We start from the raw sequence: 16808 nt of genomic DNA, 5'->3' as shown, positions 1-16808 counted from the left end.
GGCCCCGCATACCTGCGATACCCGTCATGACGTCCGCAGCCACACGGTCGCGGCGGCGGGAAGGAGACCGTCCGTGAAGCCGTCGACCGAGGCGAGCAGCACCTCGCCGGAGGGGACCTCCACCGGGGAGTCGCCCGTGTTGGTCCACACCTCGACGGCCCCGACCCGGAAGGCGACCACGTCCTCGGAGCGGTGCACCCAGGCGAAGTCCGTCGCCCCCGTGAGGTGGGCCCGGCGGAGGCGCAGCGCGGTGCGGTAGAGGGTCAGTACCGACGCCGGGTCGCCGTCCTGGGCGGCTGCACTGAACCGCTCCCAGCCCTGCGGCTGCGGGAGCCACGGCGCGGCCGTCGCACCCGGCGGGCTGAAGCCGGCCGCCTCTCCGTCACCGCCCCACGGCAGCGGGACGCGGCAGCCGTCTCGGCCGACGTCGCCGTCGGTGCTCATCGCGAAGACCGGGTCCTGGCGCGCCTCGCCGGGGATCTCCTCGACCTCGGGGAGGCCGAGCTCCTCACCCTGGTAGAGGTAGACCGTGCCGGGCAGGGCGAGGACGAAGAGGGTGGCCGCCCGTGCGCGGCGTACGCCGAGGGCGAGGTCGGGCTTCTCGTCGGCCCAGCGGCGGCGGTCCCAGGCCGAGTCGATGTAGTGGTCGGGCTGGCTGCGGGCGTAGCGCGTGACGTGGCGGACGACGTCGTGGTTGGAGAGCACCCAGGTCGTCGTGCCCCCGGCCTCCGCGACCGCCTCCCGGGCGCTGTCGACGACGGGCGCCATGGCCGCCGCCGAGAAGGGCACCCCGAGGAAGTCGAACTGGAAGGCGGTGTGCAGCTCGTCCGGCCGCAGGTACTGCGCGAGCCGCTCGCTGCCCGCGACCCACGCCTCGGCGACGAAGATCCGCGGCGGGTCGTAGGAGTCCGCAACCCGGCGCCACCCGCGGTAGATCTCGTGGACCCCGTCGTTGTCCCACGCCGGGTGGGTGTGGTCGTTGCGCAGCAGGCCCACCGGTCCCTCGGCGTCCGCGAAGCCCTGGTCCTTGACCAGCCCGTGCGCGACGTCCACGCGGAAGCCGTCGACGCCACGGTCGAACCAGAAGCGCAGGATGTCCTCGAACTCGGCGCGGACCTCGCGGTTCTCCCAGTCGAGGTCGGGCTGCTCGGGGGCGAAGAGGTGGAGGTACCACTCACCGGGTGTGCCGTCGGTGTTCGTCGACCGGGTCCAGGCCGGCCCCCCGAAGACGCTCTGCCAGTTGTTCGGCGGGAGCTCACCGGCCTCCCCGCGCCCGGGGCGGAAGATGTAGCGCGCCCGCGCCGCCTCGTCACCGGCCAGCGCCGCACGGAACCAGGCGTGCTGGTCGGAGGTGTGGTTGGGGACGATGTCGAGGATCACCCGCAGCCCGGCAGCATGCGCCTCGGCGATCAGCAGGTCCGCCTCGACGAGCGTGCCGTAGGCCGGCTCGATGTCGCGATAGTCGGCGACGTCGTAGCCCGCATCCGCCTGGGGCGAGGGGTACCAGGGGTTGATCCAGATCGCGTCGACGCCGAGCTCGGCGAGGTACGGGATCTTGCTCCGCAGGCCGGCGATGTCGCCGATGCCGTCACCGTCCCCGTCGGCGAACGAGCGGATGTACACCTGGTAGACGACGGCGTCCGCCCACCACGGGGCCGTGGATCGCAGGGAGGTCGGGACGTCGGGGGACGTCCCGGTCACGGTGGTGTCGTCGTGCAGCAAGGGGATCGCCCTCCAGGTGTCGTGGCGGTGCCGGGCGACAGGTGTGGGGTCGCCCCGCGGGAGTGGGGAAGAGTCCAGGATGCGCTGGTCAGCCCACGGCGAGCGCGTCACGCCGTGGCGGATCGGCGCCGGGGCGCGAGACCGTCACGGCGGCGCAGGCCGCGGCGAAGCCGAGGAGGCTCCGCAGCGCGTCCTCGTCCAGTGCCCGCAGCCGCTTCTCGTGCTCCCGGCCGAGGAGGTCCGCGTCGGAGAGCGCGGCGAGCAGGCCTGCCATGAACGAGTCGCCCGCGCCGATCGTGTCGACGAGGGCGACGTCGGGGACGGGCACCCGCGCGGCGGCACCGACGGTGACGGCGTAGGACCCGTCGGCGCCGTGCGTCACGACCACGAGCGCCGGGCCGAGGGCGAGCCACCGTGCCGCGACAGCGTCGAGGTCCTCGCCCGGGTAGAGCCAGGCGAGGTCCTCGCTGCTGGCCTTGACCACGTCGGCCAGTCCGACGAGCTCCTCGATCCGGGCACGTGCGGAGTCGCGGTCGCCCATCAGCGCGGGCCGGACGTTCGGGTCGTAGGAGACCGTCGCCGACGGGCGCAGCCGACGCACTGCGTCCATCGCGACTGCGGCGCCCGGTGCGAGCAGGGCACCGATCGAGCCGGTGTGCACGAGCCGCGGCGCGCCGACCTCGACGGGCTCGAGAGCCCACTCCAGGTCGAACTCGTAGCTGGCCGCCCCCTCGTCGTCGATGATCGCCGTCGCCGTCGACGTACGCCGGGCCGTGGCGGGAGCGACCAGCGTGACGTCGTTCTCGGCCAGGTGGACCTCGATCATCGCGCCGTAGTCGTCGTCGACGCCGAGCGAGGTGTGCAGTGCCGCCGGTACGTCGAGCCGGCTCAGCCCGACCGCCACGTTGAGCGGGCTGCCGCCCACCCGGGCAACGGTGCGCTGCCCGGGTCGGCGGATCAGGTCGACCAGTGCCTCACCGATGACCAGGACCGGCTCGGGCAGCCGGTTCTCGAGGTGGTCAGGCGGAGAGGCGGACACCGGTCTCCTTGTCGAAGACGTGGACATTGGCGGGGTCGGTGGTGACGTGGAGGACGTCGCCCTTCTGCGTCGAGTCGCGACCCGCGACCCGGACGATGACGTCGTGGGGCGTCCCCTCGGCCTCGCAGGTGCCGTAGACGAACGCGTCCGCGCCCAGCTCCTCGATCACGTTGACCGTGACCGGGATGCCCTCGCCCGCGCCGACGATGCGCCAGCTCTCGGGACGCACACCGACCACCACGTTGCCCTCCATCTGCTTCGCCGCCGTCGGGTCGACGGGGATCGTGTAGCCCCCGACCTTGACCTCCCCGTTGACCGCCACGCCCTCGAGCAGGTTCATCTGCGGGGAGCCGATGAAGCCGGCGACGAAGAGGTTCGCAGGCTTGTCGTAGAGCGCCAGCGGGGTGTCGACCTGCTGGATCACGCCGTCCTTCATCACCGCGACCCGGTCGCCCATGGTCATCGCCTCGACCTGGTCGTGGGTGACGTAGACCGTGGTGACGCCGAGCTCGCGCTGGAGCTTGGCGATGTCGGTGCGGGTCTGGACGCGCATCTTCGCGTCGAGGTTGGACAGCGGCTCGTCCATGCAGAAGACCTGCGGCTTGCGGACGATCGCGCGGCCCATCGCCACACGCTGGCGCTGGCCGCCGGAGAGCGCCTTCGGCTTGCGGTCGAGGTACTCGGTCAGGCCGAGCATCTTCGCGGCCTCGGCCACGCGCCTCTCGCGCTCCTCCTTCGGCACCTTCGCCATCTTCAGCGCGAAGCCCATGTTGTCGGCCACCGTCATGTGCGGGTAGAGCGCGTAGGACTGGAAGACCATCGCGATGTCGCGGTCCTTCGGCGCCATCGTGGTGACGTCGCGGTCGCCGATGTGGATCGTGCCGGCGTTGACCTCCTCCAGGCCCGCGAGCATCCGCAGGGTCGTGGACTTGCCGCAGCCCGACGGGCCGACGAGCACCATGAACTCGCCGTCCTCGATGTCCAGGTCGATGCCGGGCACCGCCGGCGAGTCCGACCCGGGGTACCAGCGCTGGGTGCCGCTGAAAGTCACTCGTGCCATGAGAAATCGTCTCCTTCGAGGGGGTACGGGTCAGCCCTTGACGCCGCCGGCCGTCAGGCCGTCGACGATCCGCCGCTGGAAGGCGAGGACCATGAGGATGAGGGGGATGGTCACGACCGTGCCGGCCGCCATCACGGCGGTGTACGGCTCGACGTGCGGCTTGCTGCCCGTGAAGCTGGCGATCGCCACCGTGACCGGCTGGGTGCTGTCGTTGCTCAGCTGGCTCGCGATCAGGAACTCGTTCCATGCCGCGATGAAGGCGAGGATCGCGGTGGTCACGACGCCGGGTGCGGCCAGCGGGAGCATGATCTTGGTGAACGCCTGGCGCTTGGTCGCGCCGTCGATGCGCGCGGCTTCCTCGAGCTCCCACGGCATCTCCCGGAAGAACGCCGTCAGCGTGTAGATCGTCAGCGGCAGGACGAAGGAGATGTCGGGGATGATCATCGCCTGGTAGCTGCCGTACCAGCCGATGTTGCGGAAGAGCTGGAAGAGCGGGGTCACCAGTGCGACGCCGGGGAACATCGACGCGGCGAGGATCACCGCGAGGATCGCGTTCTTGGCCGGGAAGCGGAGACGCGCCATCGCGTACGCCGTGAAGATGCCGACCACCAGGCCGATGGCCGTGGTGACCACACCGATCAGCACGCTGTTGAGCAGCGAGCGCCCGAAGTGGTTGCGGCTGGTGTCGAAGACCGTCCGGAAGTTGTCCATCGTCACGTGCGTGGGCCACGGCGTCGCGTCGAAGGTGAACTGCAGGTCGCGGAAGGCCGTGACCAGCATCCAGTAGAAGGGCGCGAGTCCCCAGACGACGATGACGGCGACGCCGAGGTAGGTGCGCACGGTGCGCCAGCGGGAGGAGGTCATCATCGCTTGGCCTTCGGCTCGGCCCCGGTGGCGCTGGCCCCGAGGAACTTGATGAACAGGAACGCGACGCCGAAGACGAGCAGGAACGTGAGCGTCGACAGCGCTGCTGCACTGTTGAAGCCGTTCCGGATCTCGTTGATCACCAGGATCGAGAGCGTCGTGGTGTCGTTGCCGTCACCTGCACCACCGCCGGTCATGATCGCGGGCAGGTCGTACATCCGGAGCACGTCGAGCGTGCGGAAGAGCAGCGCGACGACGACAGCCGGCTTGACCAGCGGGACGGTGATCGACCAGAAGCGCTGCCAGGCACTGGCCCCGTCGACCTTCGCCGCCTCGTAGACGTCGTCGGAGATCAGCTGGAGGCCGGCCAGGATCAGCAGCGCCATGAAGGGCGTCGTCTTCCAGACGTCGGAGACGATGATCGCGCTCCGCGCCGCCCACTTGTCGCCGAACCACACGACGTGCGCGCCGAAGAGGTGGTTGGCGATGCCGTCGTAGCTGAAGATGAAGTACCAGAGCTTGGCGGTCACGGCCGTGGGGATCGCCCACGGGATGAGGACCGCGGCGCGCACCAGGCCACGGCCGCGGAACTTGCCGTTCATGATGACGGCGAACCAGAAGCCGAGGACCAGCTCGATCGACACCGTGACCACGGTGAAGAAGAGGGTGATGCCGACGACCTCCCAGAACGACGACCCCGTGCTGCCCGGCGGGCAGGCCACGTCGCCGCAGCGCTGGAGGAGCCAGTGCTTGTAGTTGTCGAGGCCGGCGAACCCGCCCTGGACGAAGGTGCCGTTGGCATCGAGGTGCTGGTCGGCCTGGAACGACATCCAGACGGCGCGGACGACCGGGTACCCGATCACCAGCGCCAGCACCGCGACCGCCGGGGCGACCAGGAGCAGGGCGCGCCTGGTCTCGTGCGGGTCCAGGGAGCTCCCCCGGGCCCGACGACGCGGCAGGCGTCGTCGGGCCGGGGCGCTCGCCGGGGACCCGGATGCGTTGCTGCTCATGGGAGTTCTCCGGGTCTCAGCAGGTCACTGGCCGGACGCGGCCTTGATCGCCGCCGCCATGTCCTTGACCGCCTCGGCAGCGGTCTTGTCGCCCTTGAGCGCGGCGTAGGCGTTGTCCTGGATCGCCTTGGTGACGGCGGGGTAGAACGGGGTGCGCGGGCGCGGCACCGCGTTCTCGATCGAGGTCAGCAGGGTGGGGAGGTAGGGGTACTTCTTCACCAGTGCCGGGTCCTTGTAGACCTCGGCACGGATCGGGGCGAGCGAGCCCTTCTCCATGTACTCCTTCTGGATGTCCGCCGACTCCAGGAACTTCAGGAAGTCGATCGCAGTCGCCTTGTGGTCGGAGTAGGCGCTGATCGCGGCGTTGTGGCCGCCCAGGGTCGAGGCACCCACGCCGTCGAGGCCGGGAAGCGGCGCGACGTCGAACTTGCCCTTCACCTTGGAGCTGGCCTCGGAGGCGGCCAGGCCGTAGACGTAGGGCCAGTTGCGCAGGAAGAGCAGCTTGCCGGACTCGAACGCGGTGCGGCCCTCCTCCTCGGAGTAGGTGATCGCCGACTTCGGGATGTCGCCGCTCTTGAATCCGTCGACGAGGACCTGGAGGCCCTTGGCCGCCTCGGGGCTGTCGACCGTGGGGGTCTTGCCGTCCTCGGCCATGATCGCGCCACCGGCTCCGTTGATCGCCTCGGAGGCGTTGACGGTGAGGCCCTCGTACTTGTTGAACTGGCCGGCGTAGCAGTCGATGTGCGCCTTCCTGGCGATGGCGCAGTCGTCGAAGAGCTCCTTCCAGGTCTTCGGCGGCGTCTTCACCAGGTCGGAGCGGTAGTAGAGCATGCCGCCGTCACTGGTCTGCGGAGCGGCGTACTGCACGCCGTTGTACTGCGCACCCTCGACGGCGGAGTCGAGCAGGCCGTCGGTGTCGATGGCCATGTCGCCCTTGAGGGGCTGGAGGTAGCCCTTCGCCGCGAACTCCGAGGTCCAGACCAGGTCCACCGACACGACGTCGTACTCGGGGTTCTTGGCATCGAAGTTGCGGACCAGGTCGTCGTGCTGCTGGTCGGCCTCGTCGGTCTGCTCCTTGAGGGTGACCTTCTCGTCCGGGTGGAGCTTGTTCCACTGGTCGATGATCGCGTGGGTCGCGTTGTCGTTGACCTTGCCCTGCACGTACGTGATCGGACCGCGGTCCTTCAGGTGTGCGGCGAACGCGTCGTTGGACGTGGATCCGTTGCCGCCGCCACAGGCGGAGAGGGGAAGCGCGATGGTGCTGAGCGCAGCGATGGAGGCTGCAATGCGGGCGTGACGCATGGGGACTTCCTTTGTGTGCGGGTCGATCAGGAACGACGGAGCCAGGCGGCGCTGTCGGGAGCCAGGGAGCCGTCGGCGGCTCCGGGCGAGGAGGCGAGGAGGACCTCGCCGGCGGGCAGCGTGACCGGGATGGAGCCGGTGTTGAGCCAGACCTCGACGTCGCCGTGCCGGAACGCGGCGACGTCGTCGGACGTGTGCACCCACGCGAAGCCGGTGACTCCGGCCAGGTGGGCCCGCCGCAAGCGGAGTGCGCGGCGGTACAGGTGGAGCACGGAGGCCGGGTCGGCCTCCTGGTCGGTGGCGCTGTAGGCGGACCAGCCCTCCGGCTGCGGGAGCCACGGGGTCGCGGTCGTGCCGGCAGGACTGAAGCCGGCGGCGGCCCCGTCGCCGCCCCAGGGGATCGGGATGCGGCAGCCGTCGCGGCCGACGTCGCCGTTGTCGGACTGCCGGAAGGTCGGGTCCTGGCGCGCCTCGGCCGGGACGTCCTCGACCTCGGGGAGGCCGAGCTCCTCTCCCTGGTAGACGTAGACCGTGCCGGGCAGGCCCAGGATGAAGAGTGCGGCCGCCCGTGCCCGGCGTACGCCGAGGTCCAGGTCGGCCTTCTCGTCGGCCCAGCGGAGGCGGTCCCACGAGGACTCCACCATGGAGTCCGGCTGGCTGCGGGCGTAGCGCGTGACGTGGCGGACGACGTCGTGGTTGGAGAGCACCCACGTGCTCGTCCCGCCGGCCAGGGCGGACGCGGCGCGCGCGTCGTCGACGACCTCCTTCATGTAGCCCGCGTCGAACGGGGCACGCAGGAAGTCGAACTGGAAGGCGGTGTGCAGCTCGTCGGGGCGGAGGTAGCGGGCCAGCCGCTCGTTGCTCTGCACCCAGGCCTCGGCGACGAAGACGCGCGGCGGGTCGTAGGAGTCGGCGATGCGGCGCCAGTCGCGGTAGATGTCGTGGACGCCCTCGCGGTCGAAGCCCGGGTGCTCATAGGCGTGCGGGGCGGACGGGTCGTGGTCGCCGGCGTCGGGCAGGCCCTCCTCCTTCACCAGCGCGTGCGCCACGTCGATGCGGAAGCCGTCGACGCCACGGTCGAACCAGAAGCGCAGGATGTCCTCGAACTCGGCACGGACCTCGGGGTTCTCCCAGTTCAGGTCGGGCTGCTCGGGGGCGAAGAAGTGGAGGTACCAGTCGCCCGGCGCGCCATCCGCATCCGTCGTACGCCGCCAGGCGGGACCGCCGAAGATGCTCTCCCAGTTGTTGGGCGGGAGCTCGCCGGCCTCCCCGCGCCCGGGGCGGAAGATGTAGCGCGCCCGCGCCGCCTCGTCACCGGCCAGCGCCGCACGGAACCAGGCGTGCTGGTCGGAGGTGTGGTTGGGGACGATGTCGAGGATCACCCGCAGCCCGGCAGCATGCGCCTCGGCGATCAGCAGGTCCGCCTCGACGAGCGTGCCGTAGGCCGGCTCGATGTCGCGATAGTCGGCGACGTCGTAGCCCGCATCCGCCTGGGGCGAGGGGTACCAGGGGTTGATCCAGATCGCGTCGACGCCGAGCTCGGCGAGGTACGGGATCTTGCTCCGCAGGCCGGCGATGTCGCCGATGCCGTCACCATCCCCGTCGGCGAACGAGCGGATGTACACCTGGTAGACGACGGCGTCGGCCCACCACGGGCCGTGCTCGGGGGCCACGTCGTCAGGCCCCGTGAGGGTCACAGGGGCGGTGGTCGTGGACTGCAGCAAGGGGATCGCCCTTCCTCGGAAAGACCGTGATCACGGTCACGTAAACGTTTGCGTTAGATCGTGACGGGAGCCACACTGGGCTGTCAAGGACCCACCCAGCAGTAACCGGAAGCAGCAACGCCCAAACTCGCGGCAGGAGGCGTCTAGATTGAGGCGCGTGGTGGAGCGTTCCGAGATCAACATGGCCGACGTCGCGCGTCGGGCCGGGGTCTCGGTGGCAACGGTGTCGCGTGCCATGCGCGGGCTGCCCGGCGTCGGCGAGGCCACCCGCGCGCGGATCCTGGCGATCGCCGACGAGCTCGCCTACGTCATCTCGCCGGAGGCGTCACGCCTCTCGAGCGGCCAGACCGGTCGCGTCGGGGTCGTCGTACCCGCCACGGAGAAGTGGTTCTACGGCGAGATGCTCGCGGCGATCGAGCGTCGACTGCGGGCTGCCGACCTCGACGTCCTGCTCTACCAGGTCAGCGACACCGAGGTCCGGCGCCGCTTCTTCCAGGACCTCCCCACGCGACGCAAGGTCGACGGCGTCGTGCTCATCGCGCTTCCGCTTCCCCAGGAGGAGGTCGACCGCCTCGACCTCCTCGGCGTCGAGGTGGTCGTCGCGGGTGGCCGCATCCGGGACTTCGCCCACGTCGAGGTCGACGACAGGGCCATCGCGATGACGGCGGTCGAGCACCTGGTGGGCCTCGGCCACCGACGGATCGCGATGATCCGCGCGACGATCTACGGCGACGAGCACTGGGCCCCCGACACCCTCCGGCTCGAGGGCTTCCACCAGGGCCTCGAGGCTGCCGGCCTGCCGCTGCGCGACGACTACGTCATCTCCGTCCCCTTCGCGCCCACGGCGGGCGCAGCCGGCACCCAGCGGCTGCTCGCGCTCGACGAGCCGCCGACGGCCATCCTCTGCTTCTCCGACGAGATCGCGTTCGGCGCCCTCCAGGGAGCACGGGCCGCCGGCCTGTCCGTCCCAGGCGACGTGTCGATCGTCGGCATCGACGACCACCCGCTGGCCGAGGTCATGGGCCTGACCACCGTGCGCCAGGACGTCGCCGGCCAGGGCGAGCGGGCCGCCGACATGATCCTGCGCCGCCTGTCGCACACGGCGGTCGAGGACCACGTCGAGCCGCACGAGCTCGTCATCCGGACGTCGACCGGTCCTCCGCGCACACCGTGACACTTTTGTACTTGAAGTGCCCGAAGTAGGTTGCCAGAGGACAAATGTAGGGCTACCGTCGATGTCCTGACCTCGAAGGAGCGCTTCATGACCGGCCCCGACCCGACCGCACCGCCGACCCATCCCGTCCTGCAGCAGGTGCTCGCGCGCCTGACCGCACGCAGCAGCGAGGGGCGGCGTACCTATCTGGAGCGGATCCGGGCGGCGGCGATCATCGGTCCGGCGCGCGGGCAGCTCGCGTGCGCGAACCTCGCCCACGGCTTCGCCGCCGCCCTCCCCGACGACAAGACGGCGCTGCGCAAGAGCCGCAAGCCCAACCTCGCCATCGTGTCGGCGTACAACGACATGCTCTCGGCCCACCAGCCCTTCGAGACCTACCCCGCCCAGCTCAAGGCCGCAGCCGCCCGGGCGGGCGCGATCGCCCAGTTCGCCGGCGGCGTCCCCGCCATGTGCGACGGCATCACCCAGGGCCGCGACGGCATGCAGCTCTCCCTCTTCAGCCGCGACGTGATCGCCATGTCGGCGGCGATCGCGCTCTCGCACGACATGTTCGACGGCGCGCTCATGCTCGGCGTCTGCGACAAGATCGTCCCGGGCCTGCTGATCGGCTCGCTCTCCTTCGGCCAGCTGCCCACCGTCTTCGTGCCGGCAGGCCCGATGACCTCGGGCATCCCCAACGGCGAGAAGTCGCGGGTCCGCCAGCTCTTCGCCGAGGGCAAGGTCGGCCGCGAGGAGCTGCTCGAGGCCGAGGCGGCGTCGTACCACTCGGCCGGTACGTGCACCTTCTACGGCACCGCCAACTCCAACCAGCTGCTCATGGAGGTGCTCGGCCTGCACCTGCCGGGCGCGAGCTTCGTCAACCCCGGCACGCCGCTGCGCGCCGCCCTCACCGACGCCGCCGCCGAGCGTGCCGCAGCGATCACCTGGGCCGGTGAGGAGTTCACGCCGATCGGCGAGGTCGTCGACGAGAAGGCCGTCCTCAACGCCTGCATCGCGCTGCTCGCGACGGGCGGCTCCACCAACCACACGATGCACCTGGTGGCGATCGCGGCCGCGGCCGGCATCACGCTGACCTGGGACGACCTCTCCGACCTCTCGGCGGTCGTACCGCTGCTGACCCGGATCTACCCCAACGGCTCGGCCGACGTGAACCACTTCCAGGCCGCCGGCGGCCTGGCGTTCACGATCCGCACGCTGCTCGACCACGGCCTGCTCTTCGAGGACGTGCTCACCGTCGCCGGCCCGGGCCTGCGCCGCTACACCCAGGAGCCGCGCCTGCGCGACGGCGAGCTGGAGTGGGTCGACGGCCCGACCACGAGTCTCGACACCGACGTGCTCCGCCCGGCCGATGCGCCGTTCGCGGCCGACGGCGGCCTGCGCATCCTGCGCGGCAACCTCGGTACGAGCGTCATCAAGACCTCCGCCGTCGCTCCGGAGCACCGGGTCGTCACTGCGCCGGCCCGGGTCTTCGACGACCAGTCCGAGCTGCTCGAGGCCTTCCAGTCCGGCCAGCTCCACGACGACGTCGTCGCGGTTGTCCGGTACCAGGGGCCGCGCGCCAACGGCATGCCCGAGCTGCACAAGCTGACCCCCGTCCTCAGCTCCCTGCAGGACAAGGGGCACCGCGTCGCCATCGTCACCGACGGCCGCATGTCCGGTGCCTCGGGCAAGGTGGCCGCCGCGATCCACATGACCCCCGAGGCCGCCGACGGCGGGCCGATCGCCCTCGTCCGCGACGGCGACCTGGTCACCGTCGACGGCGAGACCGGCACCGTGACCTGGCACGTCGACCCCGCCGAGCTGGCCCTCCGCGAGCCTGCCGGTCGTCCGCTCTCCGACGCGGAGTGGGTCGGCACGGGCCGTGACCTGTTCAGCATGTTCCGCCACCATGTGGGAACGGCGGACACTGGTGCCAGCGTCTTCGCCGTCCCCGCTCCCGTCCTTCCCGCCCACGCCACCCGCACCGCCAGCCTCGTCGAGGAGACCGCATGACCACCTCCCTGCTCGACCGCGTGCCGGTCGTCCCCGTCGTCGTGGTCGAGGACCTCGCGCACGCCGTCCCGCTGGCCCGGGCCCTCGCCCGTGGCGGCCTGCCGGTCGTGGAGCTGACCCTGCGGACGCCGGTCGCCCTCGACGCCGTCCGGGCGATCGCCGAGGAGGTGCCCGAGGTGCTGATCGGCGCCGGCACCATCGTCGAGCCCAAGCAGGCCGCGCTCGCGGTCGAGGCCGGCGCCGGCTTCCTCGTCTCGCCCGGCAGCACCCCGCCGCTCCTCGACGCGATGAACGAGACGGGCGTGCCGTTCCTCCCGGGCGTCGCCACGGTCAGCGAGGTGCTGGCGGCCTACGAGCGCGGCCTGACCGAGCTCAAGTTCTTCCCGGCCGAGGCGGCCGGCGGAGCGGCGTACCTGAAGTCGATCGGGGGGCCGCTCCCCCAGGTGCGCTTCTGCCCGACCGGTGGCATCACCCCGGCGTCCGCTCCCGACTACCTCGCGCTGCCGAACGTCGGGTGCGTCGGCGGCTCGTGGCTCACGCCCGCCGCCGCGCTCGCAGCCGCCGACTGGGACGCGATCGAGGACCTCGCCCGCGCGGCCTCCCTCCTCGGAGCTCAGCAGTGACCCTCGCGATCGGCGTCGACATCGGGGGCACCAAGGTCGCCGCCGGGGTCATCGACACCAGCACCGGCACGATCATCGACCGGCTGCGCCAGCCGACGCCCGCCCACGACGGCGACGCGATGGCGCAGGCCGTGACCGACGTGGTGCGTGACCTGGCCGGGCGCCACCCGGTGGTCGCGGTCGGCCTCGGCGTGCCGGGCTTCGTCAACCGGACGCGCGACGACATCCTGACCGCGCCCAACCTGGCGCTCCCGTCGCGGCCGCTGGCTGCCCTCGTCCGCGAGGGCACCGGCCTCCCCACCACGCTCGAGAACGACGCCAACGCCGCCACCTGGGCGGAGTACCGCTTCGGCGCGGCGACCGGCTACGACGACGTCCTCATGATCACCGCCGGGACCGGGATCGGCGGTGGCGCGGTCCTCGGCGGGCAGCTCCACCGAGGTGGCGCCGGCACGGCACTGGAGGTCGGCCACCTGCGGGTCGTGCCCGACGGACTCCCGTGTGGCTGCGGCAAGCGCGGCTGCTGGGAGAGCTACGGCTCCGGCTCGGCGATGACCAGGAGTGCCCGCGCCCTCGTCGCCGCCGGCGCTCCCGGCTCGGAGGCGCTCGCGGCACGGGCCGGAGGCGACGCCGGCAGGCTCGACGGGTCGATGGTGACCGAGGCGGCTCTGGCCGGCGACCCCCTGTCGCGTCGCGTGCTCGCCGAGGCGGGAGCCTGGCTGGGTGCCGGCATCGCGAGCCTGGTCGCCGTCCTCGACCCGTCGGTGATCGTCGTCGGTGGCGGTCTCGGCGATGCCGGCGTCCTCGTGCTCGACCCCCTGTGCGAGGCCTACGCCGACCTGGTCAGCCCCCGCGGCCCTGCCCCCGTGCCCCCGGTGGTCGCCGCCTCGCTGGGCAACGACGCCGGGATGGTCGGCGCGGCCGACCTCGCGGCGCGCGAGGTCGGCGCCCTGATCTCCTGAGGCGTCCGGCCCGCGCTCCGGGTCAGCCCTGGAGCGCGGCGCCCACGACCTCGCGCGCCTCGGCCTGGACCTGCGCCAGGTGCTCGGGCCCGCGGAACGACTCCGCGTAGATCTTGTAGACGTCCTCGGTGCCCGACGGGCGCGCCGCGAACCAGGCGGACTCGGTGGTCACCTTGAGCCCGCCGATCGCGGCGCCGTTGCCCGGCGCAGCGGTCAGCTTGGCGGTGATCGGCTCACCCGCGAGCTCGGTGGCCGCGACATCGGTGGGGGCGAGCGCTGCCAGACGGGCCTTCTGCGTGCGGTCGGCAGGGGCGTCGATCCGCGCGTACGCCGGAGTGCCGTGTCGTGCGGTCAGGTCCGCGTACAGCTGGCTGGGGGTCCGGCCGGTGACCGCGAGGATCTCGCTGCCCAGCAGCGCGAGCAGGATGCCGTCCTTGTCCGTGGTCCAGGTGGTGCCGTCCGTGCGCAGGAACGACGCGCCGGCGGACTCCTCGCCGCCGAAGCCGAACGAACCGTCGACGAGCCCCGGCACGAACCACTTGAAGCCGACCGGCACCTCGACGAGCGGAGCACCGACATCGGCCGCCACGCGGTCGATCATCGACGACGAGACGAGGGTCTTGCCGATCCGCGCAGTATCCGGCCAGTGCGGACGCGCACCGCCGAAGAGGTAGCCGATCGCCACCGCGAGGTAGTGGTTGGGGTTCATCAGGCCGGCGTCCGGGGTGACGATGCCGTGCCGGTCTGCGTCGGCGTCGTTGCCGGTCGCGATGTCGTAGGCGGCCCGCTGCTGGACCAGGCTCGCCATCGCGTGCGGGGAGGAGCAGTCCATGCGGATCTTGCCGTCCCAGTCGAGGGTCATGAACCGCCACGTCGGGTCGACCACGGGGTTGACCACCGTGAGGTCGAGGCGGTGGCGCTCCGCGATCGCGGCCCAGTAGTCCACGCTCGCGCCGCCCAGCGGGTCGGCACCGATGCGGACCCCAGCGGACCGGACGGCATCGAGGTCGAGCACCGACGGCAGGTCGTCGACGTACGCCGCGAGGAAGTCGTAGCTGCCGGCGCGCGCCCTCGCGGCGGCACAGGGCACACGGCGTACGCCGGAGAGGCCGGCCTCCATCAGCTCGTTGGCGCGGGCGGCGATCACCGACGTCGCGTCGGTGTCGGCCGGGCCGCCGTGGGGCGGGTTGTACTTGAACCCGCCGTCAGCCGGCGGGTTGTGCGACGGCGTGACGACGATGCCGTCGGCCAGGCCGGGGCCCGAGGTCCGGCCCGCGTTGGCACGGAGGATGGCGTGCGAGAGCGCCGGCGTGGGCGTGTACCCGTCGCGCGCGTCGACCAGGACGGTGACGTCGTTGGCGACGAGGACCTCGAGCGCGGTCACCCAGGCGGGGTCCGAGAGCGCGTGCGTGTCACGACCGAGGAAGAGGGGGCCGTCGTAGCCACGGGACGCCCGGTACTCGCAGATCGCCTGGGTGGTGGCGGCGATGTGCCACTCGTTGAAGGACGCCTTGGACGACGACCCCCGGTGACCGCTGGTGCCGAAGACGACGCGCTGGTCGGGGTCGGCCGGGTCGGGGACCACGCTGAAGTAGTCCGTGACGAGGCGCGGGACGTCGACGAGGTCGGCGTTCTCGGCAGGGAGCCCTGCTCTGTCCATGGAGGTTGCTTCGCTTTCTGCGGAGGGGCACCGCGGGCACGACGCCCGTGGGCAAACGGTAGCCATCCAGTTTTGGCCAGATCAAGACGTAAGTGGGCTTGTAACTGCACAAAAGGTGTCCTAGTGTCGGCGTGACCACTGCCACCTTCCTCACTGGAGAACCTCCATGGGCAGCCAGACCCCGGCCCCCTGCGACATCGTCGTCTTCGGCGGCACCGGCGACCTCGCGCTCCGCAAGCTCCTCCCGGCGCTGTACCACCAGTTCCAGGACGGGCACCTCGCCCCGGGCACGGCGGTCATCGCGTGCTCGCGGGCCGGGCTCGACGACGCGGGCTACCGCGCGAAGGTGGCCGGGGACCTCCCCGCCTTCCTGGGCCACGCCGTCTCCGACGCCGCGCTCGCCGCGTTCGTCGACGGCCTGCAGCACGTCAGCCTCGACGTCGGCTGCGACGACGAGTGGCAGCCGCTCGTCGAGCGGATCGCGCGCGAGGGCGTCGACCCCGACCGGGTCCGCGTCTACTACCTGGCGTGTGCGCCCTCCCTCTTCGGCACCATCGCCGCCGCGCTCGACCGCCACGGCCTCATCAACGAGCACTCACGCGTCGTGCTCGAGAAGCCGATCGGCCGCGACCTCGCATCCGCCCGTGAGATCAACGACGCCGTGGGCGCCGTCTTCGAGGAGTCGCAGATCTTCCGCATCGACCACTACCTCGGCAAGGAGTCGGTCCAGAACCTGCTGGTCACCCGGTTCGCCAACTCGATCTTCGAGCCGATCTGGAACAGCGGTGCCATCGACCACGTGCAGATCACCGTCGCGGAGTCCCTCGGCGTGGGCACGCGAGGCGGCTACTACGACGGCTCGGGCGCCCTGCGCGACATGGTGCAGAACCACCTGCTCCAGCTGCTCTGCCTGGTCGCGATGGAGCCCCCGACGACCGTCGACCGCGAGACGGTGCGCGACGAGAAGCTCAAGGTGCTGCGGGCGCTCAAGCCGATCGGGCCCGCCGACGTCCCGCAGGTGACCGTCGCCGGGCAGTACACCGCCGGCCTGGTCGACGGCGCAGCCGTGCCGTCGTACGCCGAGGACAGCAGCTGCCCGGGCAGCGGCACCGAGACCTTCGCCGCGCTCCGTGTCGAGGTGCAGAACTGGCGGTGGGCCGGCGTCCCCTTCTACCTGCGGACCGGCAAGCGCATGCCCGAGCGCTACTCCGAGATCGTCATCCAGTTCAAGGCAGTGCCGCACCCGATGTTCCCCCACGCGGAAGGCACCGCCGCAGCCAACCGCCTGGTCATCGGCCTGCAGCCGGACGAGGGCATGAAGCTCCAGCTGACCGCGAAGGAGCCCGGCCCGGGCGGCATCCGGCTGCGCCCGGTGTCGCTGCACCTCGACTACGCCTCCGCGTTCCAGCGGCGTGCCCCCGAGGCCTACGAGCGGCTGCTGATGGACGTCGTGCGCGGCAACCCGACGCTCTTCATGCGCCGCGACGAGGTCGAGACCGCATGGGCGTGGGCCGAGCCGATCCTCGAGGCGTGGGAGGCCGTGGGCAGCCGGGTCCGCCCGTACCCGGCCGGCACCCCGGGACCGGTCGCGGCCGCGACGCTCATCGAGCGCGACGGCCGCAGCTGGCACGAACGCGACCGCTGACCCTGCCGCGCACCACCCACCATCCCGAGGA

13 protein-coding genes are annotated in these 16808 nt (G+C 71.5%); 5 read left to right on the top strand and 8 right to left on the bottom strand.

Translation table 11 applies throughout. From position 1 onward, the window contains the following. Positions 1 to 24: 24 nt before the first annotated feature. From Q5722_RS08355 to Q5722_RS08325, 7 genes are all read right to left on the bottom strand, one after another. A complete protein-coding gene (locus tag Q5722_RS08355) occupies positions 25 to 1701 on the bottom strand; it encodes a glycoside hydrolase family 13 protein (protein ID WP_305027752.1) in 1677 nt (558 codons plus the stop codon). A gap of 109 nt (positions 1702 to 1810) precedes the next feature. Next, positions 1811 to 2761 carry a carbohydrate kinase family protein gene (locus tag Q5722_RS08350; protein ID WP_305027751.1) on the bottom strand — a complete coding sequence of 317 codons (951 nt, stop codon included), beginning with the start codon at positions 2759 to 2761 and terminating at the stop codon, positions 1811 to 1813. Beyond that, positions 2742 to 3821: an ABC transporter ATP-binding protein gene (locus tag Q5722_RS08345; RefSeq protein WP_305027750.1), complete on the bottom strand. Its 1080-nt coding sequence runs from the start codon at positions 3819 to 3821 to the stop codon at positions 2742 to 2744. The genes Q5722_RS08350 and Q5722_RS08345 overlap by 20 nt, the downstream gene beginning before the upstream one ends. Positions 3822 to 3851: 30 nt before the next feature. Further along, positions 3852 to 4688: a carbohydrate ABC transporter permease gene (locus Q5722_RS08340; protein ID WP_305027749.1), complete on the bottom strand. Its 837-nt coding sequence runs from the start codon at positions 4686 to 4688 to the stop codon at positions 3852 to 3854. Continuing rightward, positions 4685 to 5695, bottom strand: a complete 1011-nt coding sequence (locus tag Q5722_RS08335) for a carbohydrate ABC transporter permease (protein ID WP_305027748.1) — start codon at positions 5693 to 5695, stop codon at positions 4685 to 4687. Before Q5722_RS08335 ends, Q5722_RS08340 begins: the two co-directional genes overlap by 4 nt. 24 nt (positions 5696 to 5719) lie before the next feature. Next, the gene (locus Q5722_RS08330; RefSeq protein WP_305027747.1) at positions 5720 to 6997 is read right to left on the bottom strand and encodes an ABC transporter substrate-binding protein; all 1278 of its coding nucleotides are present in this window, start codon (positions 6995 to 6997) and stop codon (positions 5720 to 5722) included. Between the two features lie 26 nt (positions 6998 to 7023). After that, positions 7024 to 8721: a glycoside hydrolase family 13 protein gene (locus Q5722_RS08325; RefSeq protein WP_305027746.1), complete on the bottom strand. Its 1698-nt coding sequence runs from the start codon at positions 8719 to 8721 to the stop codon at positions 7024 to 7026. 157 nt (positions 8722 to 8878) lie between these two features. Between Q5722_RS08325 and Q5722_RS08320 the strand changes: the two genes are divergently transcribed. The 4 genes from Q5722_RS08320 to Q5722_RS08305 all read left to right on the top strand — a co-directional run bounded on the left by Q5722_RS08320 (position 8879) and on the right by Q5722_RS08305 (position 13472). Next, complete coding sequence (locus tag Q5722_RS08320; protein WP_305027745.1) at positions 8879 to 9895, top strand: LacI family DNA-binding transcriptional regulator; 1017 nt, start codon at positions 8879 to 8881, stop codon at positions 9893 to 9895. Positions 9896 to 9982: 87 nt separating this feature from the next. After that, positions 9983 to 11887 (top strand): phosphogluconate dehydratase, encoded by a 1905-nt coding sequence (edd, locus tag Q5722_RS08315; protein WP_305027744.1) that lies wholly within the window; start codon positions 9983 to 9985, stop codon positions 11885 to 11887. Continuing rightward, the gene (eda, locus tag Q5722_RS08310; RefSeq protein WP_305027743.1) at positions 11884 to 12510 is read left to right on the top strand and encodes a bifunctional 4-hydroxy-2-oxoglutarate aldolase/2-dehydro-3-deoxy-phosphogluconate aldolase; all 627 of its coding nucleotides are present in this window, start codon (positions 11884 to 11886) and stop codon (positions 12508 to 12510) included. Before edd ends, eda begins: the two co-directional genes overlap by 4 nt. Continuing rightward, positions 12507 to 13472, top strand: a complete 966-nt coding sequence (locus tag Q5722_RS08305; protein ID WP_305027742.1) for an ROK family protein — start codon at positions 12507 to 12509, stop codon at positions 13470 to 13472. Before eda ends, Q5722_RS08305 begins: the two co-directional genes overlap by 4 nt. 22 nt (positions 13473 to 13494) lie before the next feature. Here the strand turns inward: Q5722_RS08305 and pgm are convergent, their stop codons facing one another. Beyond that, positions 13495 to 15132 carry a phosphoglucomutase (alpha-D-glucose-1,6-bisphosphate-dependent) gene (gene pgm / locus Q5722_RS08300; protein ID WP_305027741.1) on the bottom strand — a complete coding sequence of 546 codons (1638 nt, stop codon included), beginning with the start codon at positions 15130 to 15132 and terminating at the stop codon, positions 13495 to 13497. Positions 15133 to 15298: 166 nt separating this feature from the next. Here pgm and zwf point away from each other — a divergent pair, with 166 nt between their 5' ends. Further along, positions 15299 to 16777 carry a glucose-6-phosphate dehydrogenase gene (zwf, locus tag Q5722_RS08295; protein WP_305027740.1) on the top strand — a complete coding sequence of 493 codons (1479 nt, stop codon included), beginning with the start codon at positions 15299 to 15301 and terminating at the stop codon, positions 16775 to 16777. Positions 16778 to 16808 lie beyond the last annotated feature (31 nt).

This window comes from Nocardioides jiangxiensis (genome assembly GCF_030580915.1).
Classification (GTDB): Bacteria; Actinomycetota; Actinomycetes; order Propionibacteriales; family Nocardioidaceae; genus Nocardioides; species Nocardioides jiangxiensis.
Note: the sequence above shows the minus strand (reverse complement) of the source record. Positions and strands in the feature narration are given on the sequence as shown.